This is a genomic window from Paenibacillus sp. SER-28 (assembly GCF_052906305.1).
This window is the reverse complement of the sequence record NZ_JBRECM010000001.1, coordinates 812956-828126: the sequence shown is the minus strand read 5'-3', so window position 1 is coordinate 828126 and position 15171 is coordinate 812956. Positions and strand designations below refer to the sequence as shown.

Below are 15171 nucleotides of genomic sequence, written 5' to 3'. Positions count from 1 at the left end.
ACTCATGTTGCTATGCCTATAAATTCCGGCTCTTGACTATATCATACCGTATTTCAGCCCTAATACGCCAGTGAAATCAATACGTGACCCATTAAAGCAGACCTCTAAAAGGTTCATACATACTGATTAATCATAACAAAAAAGCCGAAGCTTCATCTGCTTCGACTTTTCATTATTTCATTTCTTATTCGGAAGAGGAATCTTCACGTCTTGCAGGACGACGAGTTTCTCCATTGCTGCTCGGGCGTGGTTTGCGATCTCCACTGTAGCGGCTTCCGGAATCACGGTTGTAGCCACCACCTTCTTTGCCACGGTTGTAACCGCCATATCCACCTTTGCTTCCACTACCGCCGCTACCGCCAGAACGGTTGGAATTGTAACCACCGTTGCTGCGACCGCTATAGTTGGAAGGCTTGCGACCGCCAGAACGTACATCTGGTTTACGACGTTTTGCACGGATCGGATCTTCTGGAGTCAGTTCAATCGATGCTTCTCTCTTCTCACCAGTCATCAGCTTCAGAGCTGCGGAGAGAAGTTGTACAGAATCATATTGCTCCAGCATTTGAATAGCCAAACCTTTATACTCGTTCAGCTCACCGCTTTCTACAGCCTCTAAGAGACGTTCAGCAATGATACGTTGTTTACCTTCCAGAGCTTCAGCCAACGTTGGAAGCGGCTTGCGTGGAATGCGGTGACGAGTTACACGTTCGATAAAGTGCAAATGGTCAATTTCACGAGGCGTTACGAAAGACCAAGCTTCCCCTTCTTTACCTGCACGTCCAGTACGTCCAATACGGTGAACATAGCTTTCTGGATCTTGCGGAAGGTCAAAGTTCACAACGTGAGTTACGCCGGAAACGTCCAAACCACGGGCAGCTACGTCAGTCGCTACGAGCACGTCGATGCTTCCGTCACGGAATTTACGCATTACAGCATCACGTTGGTTTTGAGACAAGTCACCGTGTAAACCGTCTGCAGAATATCCGCGTTTTTGCAGAGCTTCAGCCAGCTCGTCTACCCGACGCTTGGTACGACCAAATACGATAGCAAGTTCTGGGGATTCCATGTCGATCAAACGGCTCAATGCTTCGAATTTTTGACGCTCAGGAACTTCGATATAGGCCTGATCAATCAGTGGAGCACTAACTTGTTTAGGAATAACTGAAACATGCTCAGGATTTTTGAGGAATTGCTCAGCCAATCTTTTAATATTAGGAGGCATTGTAGCCGAGAAAAGCATCGTTTGACGCTCGTCTGGAACTTGCTTCAGAATGGATTGAATATCTTCCATGAAGCCCATATCCAACATTTCATCTGCTTCATCCAAAACAACTGTGTTTACATCTTCCAGCTTGATGGTTTTGCGATTAATATGGTCAAGCAAGCGTCCTGGCGTACCAATAATAATTTGAGGTTTCTTTTTCAAAGCACGAATCTGGCGTACGATATCTTGTCCACCATAGATTGGCAAAGTACGAAGACCTTTGAAACGGGAGAGTTTTTCGATTTCTTCAGCTACCTGGATAGCAAGCTCACGTGTTGGTGCCATGATCAGGGCTCTGATTTTTTCGTCGCTTCTAGAAATTTTGTTAATCAGCGGAATACCAAACGCAGCGGTTTTACCAGTACCTGTTTGGGCTTGGCCAATCATGTCTCTGCCTTGCAGTGCAATCGGGATGGATTGGGATTGAATTGGTGTTGCTTCTTCAAAGCCCAGTTCTGTAATCGCCTGAATTACTTTCGGTTCAAGATCAAATTCTGCAAATGTCGTCAAATTTATTCAAACTCCTTCATAATGGTGGATGTGGTGGACAATCCACAATGTTGTCTGTATTCTTAAGTAGCGATATTATTGTATAAGTTTTCCCCAATACAGTGACAGTTTATTTAGACCTATAACTGTATCTTTCTGTAATAAATTTGGGGAACCTATCCGATACATCTTAAACGAATTTATCCTTTTTAAAACAGTTTAAATTTTAAGTGTTTCTCTGGACATAGGTCCCTACTCAAGAATATCCACATCGCATTATAGCACAGAACAATTCATGAATACCAGCAAGTTGCTTCCCGTATAATTTAAATGAGGTGAAAATAAGTTGTTAAAAATAGTGTTAAACTGCTTAACTGTCATTCTTGGAGCCGCTGCCATTGCATGCGGTTTTAATCTGTTTCTCGTGCCACACCACTTGCTGAGCGGGGGAGTAGCTGGTCTTTCCATGTTAATTGGCTACTTCACAAAATTTGATATCAGCGCGATGTATTTTATTATCAATATTCCGATGCTTATTGCAGGCTGGTTTATTTTAGGCAAGCGTTTTATTAGCCTGAGCATTTTATCCGTTGTCGTTACAACGTGGATTTTGGCCTGGGTGCCGGTGCAATCTGTCGTGTCGGACCCCCTACTAGCCTCCGTTTTTGGTGGGGTGATGATCGGCGTTGGAGCAGGAATTTCCTTTCGGGTAGGGGGTTCTACGGGCGGTTTTGACATTATCGGTTCCATCGTCACTCGTTATCGTGACTTCCCCGTAGGAACTGTACTTGTTGGCATGAATGGACTGGTCATTCTTGCAGCAGGATATTTGAACGATGATTGGAATATTGCACTTGCGTCCATGCTATCTATTTTTGTGACTGGCAAGGTATTGGATCAAATCTATGTCAGTCACACGAAGATTACCGTCTACATTATTACAGAACACACCGACAAGCTACTGGAGCGGATGTTGACCACACCACGCGGTGTTAGCAAAATAAAAATTGAAGGCGCATTTTCACATACCGAAAAGGACATGCTGATGACTGTCACGACACGCTACGAGCTAGTTGAATTAAAACGGATCATTAAAGAAGTGGACCCTTCAGCTTTTGTCAATATTGTGGAAACGGTTGGGGTGATGGGTTCATTTCGCCGAAGATAAGCACAAACCCAAGTGTCAAAATACAGTTTCTGTGGTACACTATATGTGCGCTGTTCCCATAGTATATAAAGACCAGCTTTACCTGCTATTTCACAGGCACTTTGCTTTTCCGAATCGTATTGAATGATTCTTTTGGAATGATTCCGAGCAGGAAAGGGTGATTTTTGTGGAAATGGAAACGGTAAAACTGTCCGACATTGTCTTAAGATGGTACCCGGAAATGCTCCCTTCTCTCAAAAAGGATGAGCTGAACTCGATGATTGTGCTTCGGGACGGGATGGCCATACTCAAGCCAACGGATGCGCTAGAAATTATTCAGTACAGTATTTGCGAGCATCAAGACAATAATTATCTTCAATAAATTTCTTTACCAAGTGCCGCTTCTTCCGGTTACATCTACAACCGCGAAGAGAGCGGCATTATTTATGCATTTTTATGGATTCAATGAACACAGGTTGGGTTAATCATGTAAGACTGTGCCTGATGATTCCAGTATTGGTTACAAGCGTGTTGTTTTTCGATACATAACTTTACGTATAATCAGGTAAGCGACATACATAAGGGAGAGAGTTAGGAAATGAATATGATTTGGGCAATTATGCTATTGGCGATGGGGATAGGCGGAAACGGCGATCAGTCAGCCAACGCTCCAAATGTAAAAGATACGGTGGTAACAACAATTAGTAGCGCCATGATCCAGGCTCAGCACAATAATATGAAGGTGGATGCCTCCAATCCCCCAGTTAAAATTGACCCACAACCGACGACTCCTGCTATAAAGGGCATCTATGTCACGGCTTATAGCGCAGGCGGTTCGCGTATGACTCAGCTGCTTGAACTGCTTGACAAGACAGAGCTCAATTCCATGGTTATTGATATTAAAGACGATGCAGGTTACATCACTTATCCAACGACCAATCCCGAGCTGCTCAAATTGGGCAAGCCGCAAAAATTCATTCGGGATATTTCCGGTTTGATGGACCGATTGAAAAAGCATAATGTTTACCCGATTGCTCGTATTGTCGTATTTAAAGATACGGTACTAGCTAACAAAAATCCCGAGATGTCTTTCCGTAACCCTGACGGCTCTGTCTGGAAAAACGGCAAAGGAGACGGGTTCGTCAATCCCTATAATAAAGAAGTATGGGATTATAATATCGCCATCGCTAAGGAAGCAGCCAAACTTGGTTTTAAGGAAATTCAATTTGACTATGTACGTTTCCCCGAAGGCTTTGAGAAAAGAGCAGACAAGCTGAAATATACCAAATCAGATCAATCCCGCTCGGATGCAGTCGCTGAATTCGTACAATATGCCCGTAAAGAGCTTGCTCCATTAGGTGTACGAGTATCGGTAGATATTTTCGGATATGCCGCATCCGTTCCTGCTGCGGAGGGGATCGGACAGGATTTCACTAAAATCTCCGAAAATGTGGATGTCATTTCGCCCATGGTTTATCCAAGTCACTACACCACAGGCTGGTTCGGTGTAAAAGACCCCGATAAGAATCCATACCAGACGATTAAAGGCTCCATGGCCGATACACACAAAAAGCTTGATCCGACGGGCAAGCTAAAGCCAATTATTCGTCCTTGGATCCAGGATTTTACCGCAAGTTGGTTGGGGAGCGGACATTATGCTAAGTATGGAAAAACTCAAGTAGAGGACCAAATTCGAGCGCTTAAGGATATGAAAGTGAACGAATATTTACTTTGGAATGCCACAAACCGCTATACTAGCGGAGTAACATACAAATAATTTATCTCTCCGGACTTTTTATTATTTTATATAAAATTTAGAAATTATATAATCATTTCGAAGGCTGTCCCGTTGTTTGGCGAACGGGTGCAGTCTTTTTTATTACTGTTCAAATGTATCGGTATCCCTTACAATAAATACTTACATGTTATGATACATACGAATAATCAATCCCTAGTAAATGAGGAAAACAAAAATGCAATTGACTCTAACAACGGGACAGAAATGGAAGCAACTTTTCTACATTTTGTTCCCTATCCTGATTACCCAGCTTGCACTATCTGCCATGACTTTTTTTGATACGAATATGTCGGGACACTTTTCCCCTGCCGATCTGGCTGGAGTAGCCATTGGAGTAAGTCTATGGGTTCCTGTACAAACAGGCCTTAACGGAATACTTATGGCTATCACGCCCATTGTATCTCAATTGGTAGGAGCACAGCGCAAAGATAAAGTCTCCTACTATGTCATTCAAGCACTTTGGCTCTCTCTCGCCCTGTCTATGGTCGTTTTGATTGCTGGCATCATTTTGGTCAAGCCTATTTTGAACGGTATGAATTTGGAATTGAGAGTTCATAATGTGGCCCTGTACTATCTTTGTGCGATGGCTTTCGGGATTGTTCCTCTATTTGCCTACACTGTGCTCCGAAGCTTTATGGATGCATTGGGACAAACCCGCTTTACGATGTTCATCACGCTCATGTCGTTACCCATTAATGTATTGTTGAACTATCTACTTATTTATGGAAACTGGGGTTTTCCGCGTCTGGGGGGTGTAGGCTCCGGGGTGGCAACGGCAACCACCTACTGGATCATCATGCTGGTCGCCGGTATCACTACGCATCGTGGAAAAATATTTACCGAATACCGAATCTTCAGCAAAATATACGGGATTGCCGCTGGTGCTTTGAAAGAGCTCATCAAGATTGGCGTACCGATTGGATTTGCTATATTTTTTGAGACTGCCGTCTTTTCAGCCGTCACTCTCTTCATGAGTAGCTATAATACAGCTACCATAGCCGCACATCAGGCCGCCATGAACTTTGCATCTACGCTGTATATGATTCCACTCAGCATTTGCATGGCACTTACGATTCTAGTTGGCTATGAAACAGGGGCTGCTCGTCCGCGGGATGCCAAAGCTTATAGTGTAATGGGGATTAGCAGCGCAGTAGGTCTATCACTGATTACAGCTATTGTACTGCTTATCTGGGGTGAACAGGTCGCTCGACTTTACTCCACCGATCCGCAGGTCATTCAATTGGCACAGCATTTTCTAATCTATGCGATTTTCTTTCAGATATCTGATGCTGTCGCTACACCTACACAAGGAGCGCTACGCGGGTATAAAGACGTCAATCCAGCCTTTTTGCTCACATTCCTCTCCTATTGGGTCATTGGGCTTCCTGTAGGATATATACTGGCACGCTGGACTTCATTGGGGCCCTACGGCTACTGGATCGGTTTGATAACAGGGTTGGCAGTAGGCGCTATTTTACTTCTCTGGCGTCTGGTGAGAGTACAACGTCGTTTCGCCGAAAAAAAACAACACGCAGAGGCTATTTAGCCTTTGCGTGTCTCGATTACATATGCTGCGCCTAAAGTTATTCGTTTTTTCTCCACAATAGCCACTTCGTTCAGCTTGGGAGGATATAGAAAGTGTCTCTCCACATGTTGTTCAATCTCTTCAAATGCCTGTTCTTCATTTTCAGCAGCGAGAATGACGGTCAGCGCTCCTTCCGAACTGTCCACTTCGATTTTGAATAGGTACATATATGACTACCTCCTGATAGGACTCAAAGCTAAAAAAATAGCGGATGACTCGGGTCATCCGCATACTTTTGATCATTTCCAATATCAGAGCCGATCTATTTTACATAAAGGCTCTTATTATTGGGACAAACGCAAGGCCAGCTCATAAAGCTCCATATTGAAATCTTTTTTGGTATTTACAACCTTGTCAATATCTGTAGCTACCAACTTACCGTCGATCATTCCGCAAGCCTTGTCAGATATGCCCTCGATCAATTGGCGAACAGCAAAGTCACCCAAACGGCTCGCCAGGTTGCGGTCAAACGCTGTTGGTGTGCCTCCACGTTGGATGTGTCCAAGCACTGTAACACGAGGCTCATAATCCGGACAGTTTTCTTGGATAACTTGTGCTACTGTTTCGCCTTTGCCTACACCCTCAGCAACGATAATGATACTGTGGCGTTTACCATGCTTAAAGTTTTGTTTCATCCGGTCGGATACTTCGTTCAGGTCAAATTCTACCTCAGGCACCAAAATCGTTTCTGCGCCAGAAGCCAGACCCGCATGCAGAGCAATATCACCACAATGACGTCCCATAACTTCCACGATAGAAGAACGTTCATGGGATGACATCGTATCACGCAGCTTGTTGATTGCGTCCACTACGATACTAACCGCCGTATCAAAACCAATAGTGTAGTCCGTGAAGGAAATGTCGTTGTCAATCGTACCCGGAAGACACATCGTTTTAATGCCTTGCTTGGTCAGTTTGTTAGCTCCTTGGTAGGAACCGTCGCCACCAATCACGACTACGCCGTCAATTCCACGGTTACGCAAAATTTGAGCGCCTTTTTTCTGCCCTTCTTCAGTCGTAAATTCCAGGCATCTTGCAGATTGAAGTACAGTTCCCCCACGTTGGATGATATCTCCGACGCTTCTCAGATCCATTGGAAAAATATCGTCGTTCAAAAGGCCTTGATACCCACGTTGAATCCCGAATACCTCCAGTCCAAAATACAATCCGCTACGTACGACGGCGCGAACTGCCGCGTTCATCCCTTGTGAATCTCCACCACTTGTTAATACTGCAATTTTCTTAACTGCTGTCATGATTTATGACCTCCTCAAAATAATCATATAAGCCTTCTTATCCATCGACTGTTTAATAAGAAAAACAAACGCATGAGCGGACTATTTTTCATTAAACGTCTCGAAACAGCGCGAACGTCCTGCTGCTCGCTAACTTTAGGGTCGGATAAATATAAAGCCAGCAATCCCTCGATAATCATCCGGTGAAAGGAGCTGGCAGGGACATCTGCAATATCAGCCCGCGCCCGATTCACAACGTAGGCGATCCGGTCTAGCACCATGTCGGTATCTTCATAATAATTGCAAAAGTTAAGATCTCCGCCCTTCCGGTCTTCGTCTTGATCGATTAGATAATCCAGCAAAATATGAAGACTGCACACATGTGGAAAATACGATGCATGTATTGAGGCAGCCCCTGCATCTGTCAGATGCTGGTCGCTGGCAGCAAGAAACAGCATAAAGACCCCCAGAGTTGAACCGGTAGCCGCAGCAAACTCATTCCAGCGCAACTCTGGTGTACGGTCTTTATGAAGCGACCACCAATCCAAAAGCGCTTGTTCCCGCAGCTCGGGTTTAATATGCTTGTATACTTGCAAATCCGTGTATAATCGAGCCAAATCCTGAACGTAAGGCATAGCCGCCTCATAGCCCGGAAGCCTGCTTACACAAGACTGACAGGTTGTCACCAGCCTGGTCAAATAACCGCCATCCTCCTGCTCACGACGCAACTCATAATAATTCACTGGCCTAGCCGTCGGATTAACTGCATCCAGCATAGCCTGATGCAGTAGCCTGAAATCATCCGGGTCCATGGACGTACTGCGATCACACAGGTTGTCCAGATAATCACTAATGGTCTGATACGCTACGATCAGCGGAATTAGCGTCTGCCGGGCAGACATATTGGCAGCGGCATAAACCGCTCCACCCACGCAGTGAAATGTCTTATCCGCTATGCTCGCAAGCGCCTGGCTTCGCAGCTCAGGGTCCGGAATTTGTTCGGCCTTGCTCTTCCAGTTACTCAATTCTAGTTTCGTTTCAGGGAGAATGTGCTTGTACATTCGGCTCATTAGACCTATGGGGCCTCTCGGTACTTGATAACGTCCTTGCTCAACATAACTCAAATGACGGTGCCTCCACATTGTTGTCTACGTAATTATACCTATCCAAACCATATCCATTATAATATGATCGTCCTTTTAGCACAAATGAACAACCTCACTTTTTTCTTTAAAATTCAAGGAAATGAGCTATTCTTACAAAAAGAATTTTATACCTGTAATGTTTTATTAGTCAAAAATAGGAGTTACACAAAATCTATCCTTATAAGACTTTAATCGCAAATAGTATAAATGGCCTACCTATCCCTTGTCCTCTGCGGGCTTCATGGCTTGGATTCCCTCTCCCATGCTTGCCTGCTTCCATTTCCCGAAAGCATAATAGTAAATGACTGCTACGGCAGAAATAGCAAAACCAACAGGAAAGCTCCACCATACAGCATCTAGACCATACTCATCGACAAATACATAGGCCAAAGGTATACGAATGCCCCATAATGAAATAATGGTAATTAAAAGCGGTATCATGACGGAACCCGTCGATCGAACAACACCTGTAATGACATTGGTAACACCGAATATAACAAAAGACCACAAGGTGATCAGATTAATCCGCATACCCAATTCCAATGCACCCCCTGTAGAAGGAAGGAACATGAGCAAGGCCTGACGATTAAACACGTAAATTAATACCACAGCTCCACCAGTCAACACAAAATTATACACAATCCCAATCCAGGTTGTCATGCGCACTCGATCCCAACGTCCGGCTCCGATATTTTGAGCGGCAAAGGAAGATACAGCTGCACCTAACGCCATTGCTGGCATCTGCACATAGCTCGACAAATTATTGGCTGCTGTATAAGCTGCTGCTGCCACTGTCCCGTAGCCGTTTATAATATTTCCGTTGAAGCGGCAGTCAATGCGGCTTCTCCCAGAAACTTCCCCACCCAGATCGAATTGATCGTTCCATTCAGGGATTGCAGAATGTTTCCGAACAGCATCGGCAAAGAGAACATAAACAGCGTTTTGGCAATAGGACCTTCAATCAGGGAAGGCTTACGACTAGCCTCTGCTGCACTCATTTTCTCAACTCCTTCAATTTGAAATGTCTTCTGCCTAGTTTTATTACGTATAATACCCTATTCCTGCTCAATCTTCTCATATCATAAACGTATTTACGCAAAAAAGCGCAGTCCCTTAAATTAAAGGAACTGCGCTCTCAATTCATAGTTTAACCGTAATATATAAGACATCCGTAGAAACGGAACCATTCTTACAATTCAGTTACACTTACAGTTTGATTACGTTAGCTGCTTGGGGTCCACGGTTACCTTCAGTAATTTCGAATTCAACCGCTTGACCTTCTTCCAAAGTTTTAAAGCCGTCGCCTTGGATTGCGGAGAAATGTACGAATACGTCCTCGCCACCATCCATTTGAATGAAGCCATAACCTTTTTCTGCGTTAAACCATTTAACTGTACCTTTCAAGTGAACAACCTCCTAAAAATACCGCCATCTATGGCGAATATCCATATTATACTTCATGCTTTTTCACAATGCAATTGATGTTTTTCCGGGTTTTTCGGGCTGGAATGATTTGCTTTTGCGGCGGAAACTGCGGTATCATGAACCAAAACATCTATAAAATCGGAGACATGCATATGATGAAAAAACACGAAATATACAAAAAAGACAATTGGAACATGATGACTGTCGAGGTGCAGGGCCGTTACATCGTTCTACGGGAAATATCCGATGATTGGGGCGAGGAAGCCCACACGTTTTTAAGCCGTCCGGCGCTAATGCATTGGGCTCAAAATCGGTTTCCCAAGCAGTCCTTTCAAGATAATGAGGAAGAGTGGCAGCGGATCATGAACGCTTTCAAACAGGTCTAGCCTATTCATGGTGTCCAACAGCTATCTCATCTTCATTATTCTGGCCTTCACGCTGGGCGGAGTGCTGATCATGAAGCGTGATACGATACCGACTCCTCTCAAAAAGTGGATGGCCCTCACCGCTGTAATCATGGTTTGCCTTGCCTTTTATCTCATTGTATACAGCTTATTAAATATAGGTTCCAACCCACAGTAAGGAAAATTATACTTTCGGGCGTAAGAGGTCATACTATGGCAAAACAAGCCATGGTATAAGGAGGATCTGCCGTTACATGCATCCTGTAAAACCTCTTGCCCTGCTGCTTACGGTAAGCGTGGCGGTTTCTTCGTTTTGGCATCCGTCCCTTACTGCCGCAGCTCTACCCCACATTACGTTCGATCAGAGGAGGCTCTCCATGAGTGAAATTGTAAAACGCGCTAATGCGCCAGTGGAAAATACATGGAAACTGGAAGATTTGTTTCCCAACCGCAAAGCATGGGATCAAGAATACGAAGAAGTCAAACAACTAGCCAAAAAGGCTGAACAATTCCAAGGCAAGCTCAATTCAGCAGAGTCGATTGGTAGCTGCTTTAAATTGGAAGATGAATTGTCGCTTAAAACCGAGCGTGTATATGTGTACGCACATCTGCATCATGATGAGGATACAGCTGAACCTACATACCAGGGTCTTTCGCAAAAAGCCAAAAAATTAGGCGTTGAGGTTAGCGAGTCTCTTTCTTTCGTGACGCCTGAAATTTTGGCATTGCCGGATCATCAGCTCGATGCCTTCATTGAAGATCCGAAGCTTGCAGATTATCGGTTTACACTTCAAGAAATGAAGCGGGAAAAGGCACATATTCTGGGCAAGACAGAAGAAGCGTTGCTCGCTCAGGTTGGCAATCTGGCTCAAGCCCCGCAAACGATTTTTGGCATGCTCAACAATGCCGATCTGAAGTTTCCAAAAATCAAGGATGAAAACGGCAAAGAGGTTGAGCTGACTCATGGCAGCTACATTCAATTCCTCGAAAGTCCGCACCGCGAAGTTCGCGAACGTGCTTTTAAAGCGGTATATGACACATATGCCAAAAATAAAAATACAATTGCTTCTACACTAAGTGCCAATGTAAACAAAAATATTTTTTATTCTCGTGTTCGCAAATACCCTTCTGTACTGGAAATGTCACTGTACGGTGACAATATTCCGAAGGAAGTGTATACGAATCTCATTGATACCATTCATGAAAGCTTGCCCCTGCTCCATCGCTACATCAAGCTGCGTAAAAAGTTGTTAGGTGTGGATGAGCTCCATATGTATGATTTGTTCGCTCCACTTGTGGACGAATACAAGATGGACATTACGTATGAAGACGCCAAAAAGCAAACAAAGGAAGGCCTTAAGCCACTGGGCGCGGACTATCTGGCTTCGTTGCAAAAAGGCTATGATGAGCGCTGGATTGATGTATACGAAAACGAAAACAAACGTACTGGTGCATACAGTTGGGGAGCTTATGGTACCCACCCATATGTGCTGCTGAACCATAAAGATAACCTGAACAGCATGTTCACACTTGCTCATGAAATGGGGCATGCGTTGCATTCGTACTATTCAGACAACGCATTGAAGTATAGAGATGCACAGTACACCATTTTCCTGGCTGAAGTGGCATCCACAACCAATGAAGCGTTGCTAATGGACTACCTGCTGAACAAATCAACCGATCCGAAAGAGAAAATGTACCTTCTCACCTACTATGCAGATCAATTCCGCACAACGGTATTCCGTCAAACCATGTTTGCGGAATTTGAGAAAATTGTACATGAACGCGCTGAACAGGGAGAATCCCTTACACCGCAGCTTTTATCAGAGATTTACTATGATCTGAATGTGAAATATCACGGGCCCGGTATGAAGGTAGACAAAGACATTGAAATGGAATGGGCACGGATCCCTCATTTTTATAACAGTTTTTACGTCTACAAGTATGCTACTGGCTTCTCGGCAGCAACCAGTTTCTCGAAACAGATTCTGGAGGAAGGCCAGCCAGCCGTTGACCGTTACTTGGGCTTCTTGAAGAGCGGTGGCAGCGATTATTCAATCAATATTTTGAAAAAAGCTGGCGTTGACATGTCCTCTCCGCAGCCGATCCGCGAAGCGATGAGCGTATTCGAAGAAGTCATTACAGAAATGGAAAAGCTAACTGAAGGAAAGTAAAACCGTGCGCACTTAAAATCCAGCATTGAAATGATGCACGGATAAATCCCTTGTCCATGGCGGGCAAGGGATTTTATAATGTAACGGGAGGAGGTGGCATTTTGAAAACACAATGGTCTTTGATCGCAGCTCTTGTTATTGCTTTGTTAACAGCTGTATTTGCTGTTATTAATGTGAATTCGGTTCAAGTGAACCTTCTATTCAGTATGGTTAGCATTCCTTTGATTTTGCTTATTCTTGGTTGCACTCTTCTAGGTGGACTTATTGTCGGTTCTTTCGGTATTTTCCGCCAATATAGGCTTCAGAGAGAGATTAAACGTCTGACTACTCAGCTTCATACACTACAAGAAGAGCACACATCCACGGTGGAAGCAAACGCGGATGTGACCTATAACTCGACGGGTTCTTCCAGCACAGGGTCTACATTCGACCAAGATATAGAGCAACCGTCCTCTAACCCTGATCGGTTGTCCAAATGAGGAGGAGCAACAAATGACGATTCAATTAAATGAAGATTATATGATGAACTTTTTAAATCAGCTACTGAACACACCCAGTCCCAGTGGGTATACACACCATGTGATGGAGCTGATTCGTAAAGAAGCGGAAAGCCTCGGGGTACAAATCGAATGGAATGCAAAAGGCGGTGCCATCTTGACTCTGAAAGGTCAGGAAACGGACCATACGGTGGCGCTGAGCGCACATGTGGATACATTGGGCGCAATGGTGCGTTCCATTACAGCACAAGGCACCCTACGTCTGACATCCGTCGGCGGCTTCATGATGAACAGCATTGAGAACGAATACTGCCTTATTCATACCCGAAGCGGACAAACGTATACAGGCACTATTCTGTCCAGCCATCCATCCGTGCACGTCTATGATGATGCACGGAGCTTTGAGCGCAAAGAGAGCCATATGGAGGTACGGATTGACGAGCTTGTCGGGTCAAAAGAAGACGTGCTTCAGCTCGGTATTGCGGTGGGCGATTTTATTTCGTTCGATGCGCGTCCAGTCGTAACACCCAGTGGATTTATCAAGTCACGCCATCTGGATGATAAAGCTAGTGTAGCTGCACTGTTTGGTTTACTGGAATCTGCTGTACATGGAAACTGGAAGCCTCGACATACCGTTAAATTGCTCATTTCCAACTATGAGGAAGTGGGGCACGGAGCGGCTTACATACCCGAAGGAATCAGTGAGATGATAGCTGTCGACATGGGCTGTATGGGTGAAGATCTGAGCTGCAAGGAAACGGATGTTTCTATCTGTGCCAAGGATTCCTCCGGACCTTATGACTATACTATGACGACTCGTCTGATTGAGCTGGCCAAAGAGCTGAATATTCCGTATGCGGTAGATATTTATCCGCACTACGGTTCGGACGCTTCGGCTGCACTAAGAGCCGGTAATAACATCCGTGCTGCGTTGATCGGCCCTGGCGTACACGCCTCCCATGCCATGGAGCGCACGCACAAGCAGGCCGTGGTGAACACTGCACGTCTGCTTGCAGCTTACGTGACAGTTTAATTCGAACGATAAAAACCGACCTGTTCCTCTGGAGAATAGGTCGGTGAAGGCTTAGCGAAAGGAAATCACAGCTATGGATCTGAAAAAACTACGTTACTTTATCGCAGTAGCGGAAGAACTACATTTTAACCGTGCTGCGAAAAAACTGAATATCACCCAACCTCCCTTGAGCCAACAAATTCAAAGCCTTGAAGAAGAGCTTGGCGTGAAGCTTTTGGAACGAACCAAGAGACAAGTTCGACTTACGTCAGCAGGAGCGATATTTTTAGAAGAATCCAGAAACATGGTTGCACAATTGGAAAGATCCATCAAGATCACACAGCTTGCAAGTCAGGGGAAATTCGGACAATTATCCATCGCTTTTGTAGATTCAGCCTCTGGTAGTCTGATGGTTAATGCCTTGAAGAAATTCCGAGAGCGTTTTCCAGATGTGAAGCTTACGTTATTTGAAATGACATCTGTCCAACAACTGAAAGCTATACACGAGGGCAAAGTTCATGTGGGCTTCCTGCGCTGTGCAGATCCATCTATACATATCACTTCTCGTCTTTATACCAACGAATCACTCATGGCCGTTCTTCCTCAAACACATCCGTTAGCCCACCATTCAACCTTGTCTTTACGTTCATTAGCGGACGAATCTTTTATCCTGTCTCCGCCTCATATGGGAGCTTCTTTTCATAACCTCATACTGGACTTTTGCGGACAACACGGATTTCAGCCTCAAATCGTACAGGAAGCCGTTCAAATGTATACGATCGTTAACTTGGTAGCGGCAGGTATAGGTATCTCCATTGTTCCCTCTTCCGTTTCTGTCTTTCAACGCAGTGATGTCGTATTTCGTTCCTTTCAAGAAGAGTCTCCGTCCATCCCACTTTATGCTGCATGGAAAACAGGTACACACGAAACTGTTCTGACTCATTTTCTGGAAGTGGTTGAAGAAACAGCTTGTAACGAAGAGTTAGACATGTAAAT

16 protein-coding genes and 1 pseudogene are annotated in these 15171 nt (G+C 44.6%); 10 read left to right on the top strand and 7 right to left on the bottom strand.

Features of this window, described 5'->3' with window-relative positions:
* Positions 1-184: 184 nt before the first annotated feature.
* Entirely contained in the window at positions 185-1774 is a 1590-nt protein-coding gene (locus ACUYLD_RS03940; protein ID WP_029516709.1) for a DEAD/DEAH box helicase, read from the bottom strand.
* Positions 1775-2099: 325 nt separating this feature from the next.
* On the opposite strand from ACUYLD_RS03940, the gene ACUYLD_RS03935 reads away from it, so the two are divergent.
* The 4 genes from ACUYLD_RS03935 (at position 2100) to ACUYLD_RS03920 (ending at position 6244) form a co-directional block, all read left to right on the top strand.
* Positions 2100-2921, top strand: a complete 822-nt coding sequence (locus tag ACUYLD_RS03935; protein WP_025722295.1) for a YitT family protein — start codon at positions 2100-2102, stop codon at positions 2919-2921.
* A gap of 172 nt (positions 2922-3093) precedes the next feature.
* The gene (locus ACUYLD_RS03930; RefSeq protein WP_080683009.1) at positions 3094-3282 is read left to right on the top strand and encodes a hypothetical protein; all 189 of its coding nucleotides are present in this window, start codon (positions 3094-3096) and stop codon (positions 3280-3282) included.
* A gap of 216 nt (positions 3283-3498) precedes the next feature.
* Positions 3499-4677 (top strand): putative glycoside hydrolase, encoded by a 1179-nt coding sequence (locus tag ACUYLD_RS03925; protein WP_446674456.1) that lies wholly within the window; start codon positions 3499-3501, stop codon positions 4675-4677.
* 196 nt (positions 4678-4873) lie between these two features.
* Positions 4874-6244, top strand: a complete 1371-nt coding sequence (locus ACUYLD_RS03920) for an MATE family efflux transporter (RefSeq protein WP_341161793.1) — start codon at positions 4874-4876, stop codon at positions 6242-6244.
* On the opposite strand, the gene ACUYLD_RS03915 is transcribed toward ACUYLD_RS03920, so the two are convergent.
* From ACUYLD_RS03915 to ACUYLD_RS03890, 6 genes and pseudogenes are all read right to left on the bottom strand, one after another.
* Positions 6241-6450, bottom strand: a complete 210-nt coding sequence (locus ACUYLD_RS03915) for a DUF3906 family protein (RefSeq protein WP_013309710.1) — start codon at positions 6448-6450, stop codon at positions 6241-6243. The two genes, ACUYLD_RS03920 and ACUYLD_RS03915, sit on opposite strands and share 4 nt — an antisense overlap.
* 117 nt (positions 6451-6567) lie before the next feature.
* Positions 6568-7539 carry a 6-phosphofructokinase gene (gene pfkA / locus ACUYLD_RS03910; protein ID WP_061828603.1) on the bottom strand — a complete coding sequence of 324 codons (972 nt, stop codon included), beginning with the start codon at positions 7537-7539 and terminating at the stop codon, positions 6568-6570.
* A 23-nt stretch (positions 7540-7562) separates the two neighbouring features.
* Positions 7563-8642, bottom strand: coding sequence for a tetraprenyl-beta-curcumene synthase family protein (locus ACUYLD_RS03905; RefSeq protein ID WP_061828604.1), 1080 nt, complete (start codon positions 8640-8642; stop codon positions 7563-7565).
* A 237-nt stretch (positions 8643-8879) separates the two neighbouring features.
* Positions 8880-9479 (bottom strand): annotated as a pseudogene (locus ACUYLD_RS03900) (MATE family efflux transporter); the annotation flags it as partial.
* Entirely contained in the window at positions 9470-9661 is a 192-nt protein-coding gene (locus ACUYLD_RS03895) for an oligosaccharide flippase family protein (RefSeq protein WP_231109379.1), read from the bottom strand. The gene ACUYLD_RS03895 and the pseudogene ACUYLD_RS03900, both read right to left, overlap by 10 nt.
* Before the next feature lie 208 nt (positions 9662-9869).
* On the bottom strand, positions 9870-10067 hold the full coding sequence (locus ACUYLD_RS03890) for a cold shock domain-containing protein (RefSeq protein WP_013309706.1): 198 nt from the start codon (positions 10065-10067) through the stop codon (positions 9870-9872).
* 173 nt (positions 10068-10240) lie between these two features.
* Here ACUYLD_RS03890 and ACUYLD_RS03885 point away from each other — a divergent pair, with 173 nt between their 5' ends.
* The 6 genes from ACUYLD_RS03885 to ACUYLD_RS03860 all read left to right on the top strand — a co-directional run bounded on the left by ACUYLD_RS03885 (position 10241) and on the right by ACUYLD_RS03860 (position 15169).
* Positions 10241-10474, top strand: coding sequence for a hypothetical protein (locus ACUYLD_RS03885; RefSeq protein ID WP_013309704.1), 234 nt, complete (start codon positions 10241-10243; stop codon positions 10472-10474).
* A 7-nt stretch (positions 10475-10481) separates the two neighbouring features.
* On the top strand, positions 10482-10670 hold the full coding sequence (locus tag ACUYLD_RS03880) for a hypothetical protein (RefSeq protein ID WP_025715827.1): 189 nt from the start codon (positions 10482-10484) through the stop codon (positions 10668-10670).
* 199 nt (positions 10671-10869) lie between these two features.
* Positions 10870-12666: an oligoendopeptidase F gene (gene pepF, locus ACUYLD_RS03875; RefSeq protein ID WP_069291632.1), complete on the top strand. Its 1797-nt coding sequence runs from the start codon at positions 10870-10872 to the stop codon at positions 12664-12666.
* Between the two features lie 56 nt (positions 12667-12722).
* Entirely contained in the window at positions 12723-13145 is a 423-nt protein-coding gene (locus ACUYLD_RS03870) for a LapA family protein (RefSeq protein WP_165175848.1), read from the top strand.
* Between the two features lie 13 nt (positions 13146-13158).
* A complete protein-coding gene (locus ACUYLD_RS03865; RefSeq protein ID WP_348622071.1) occupies positions 13159-14196 on the top strand; it encodes a M42 family metallopeptidase in 1038 nt (345 codons plus the stop codon).
* Between the two features lie 73 nt (positions 14197-14269).
* A complete protein-coding gene (locus tag ACUYLD_RS03860) occupies positions 14270-15169 on the top strand; it encodes a LysR substrate-binding domain-containing protein (protein ID WP_446674455.1) in 900 nt (299 codons plus the stop codon).
* Positions 15170-15171: the final 2 nt, after the last annotated feature.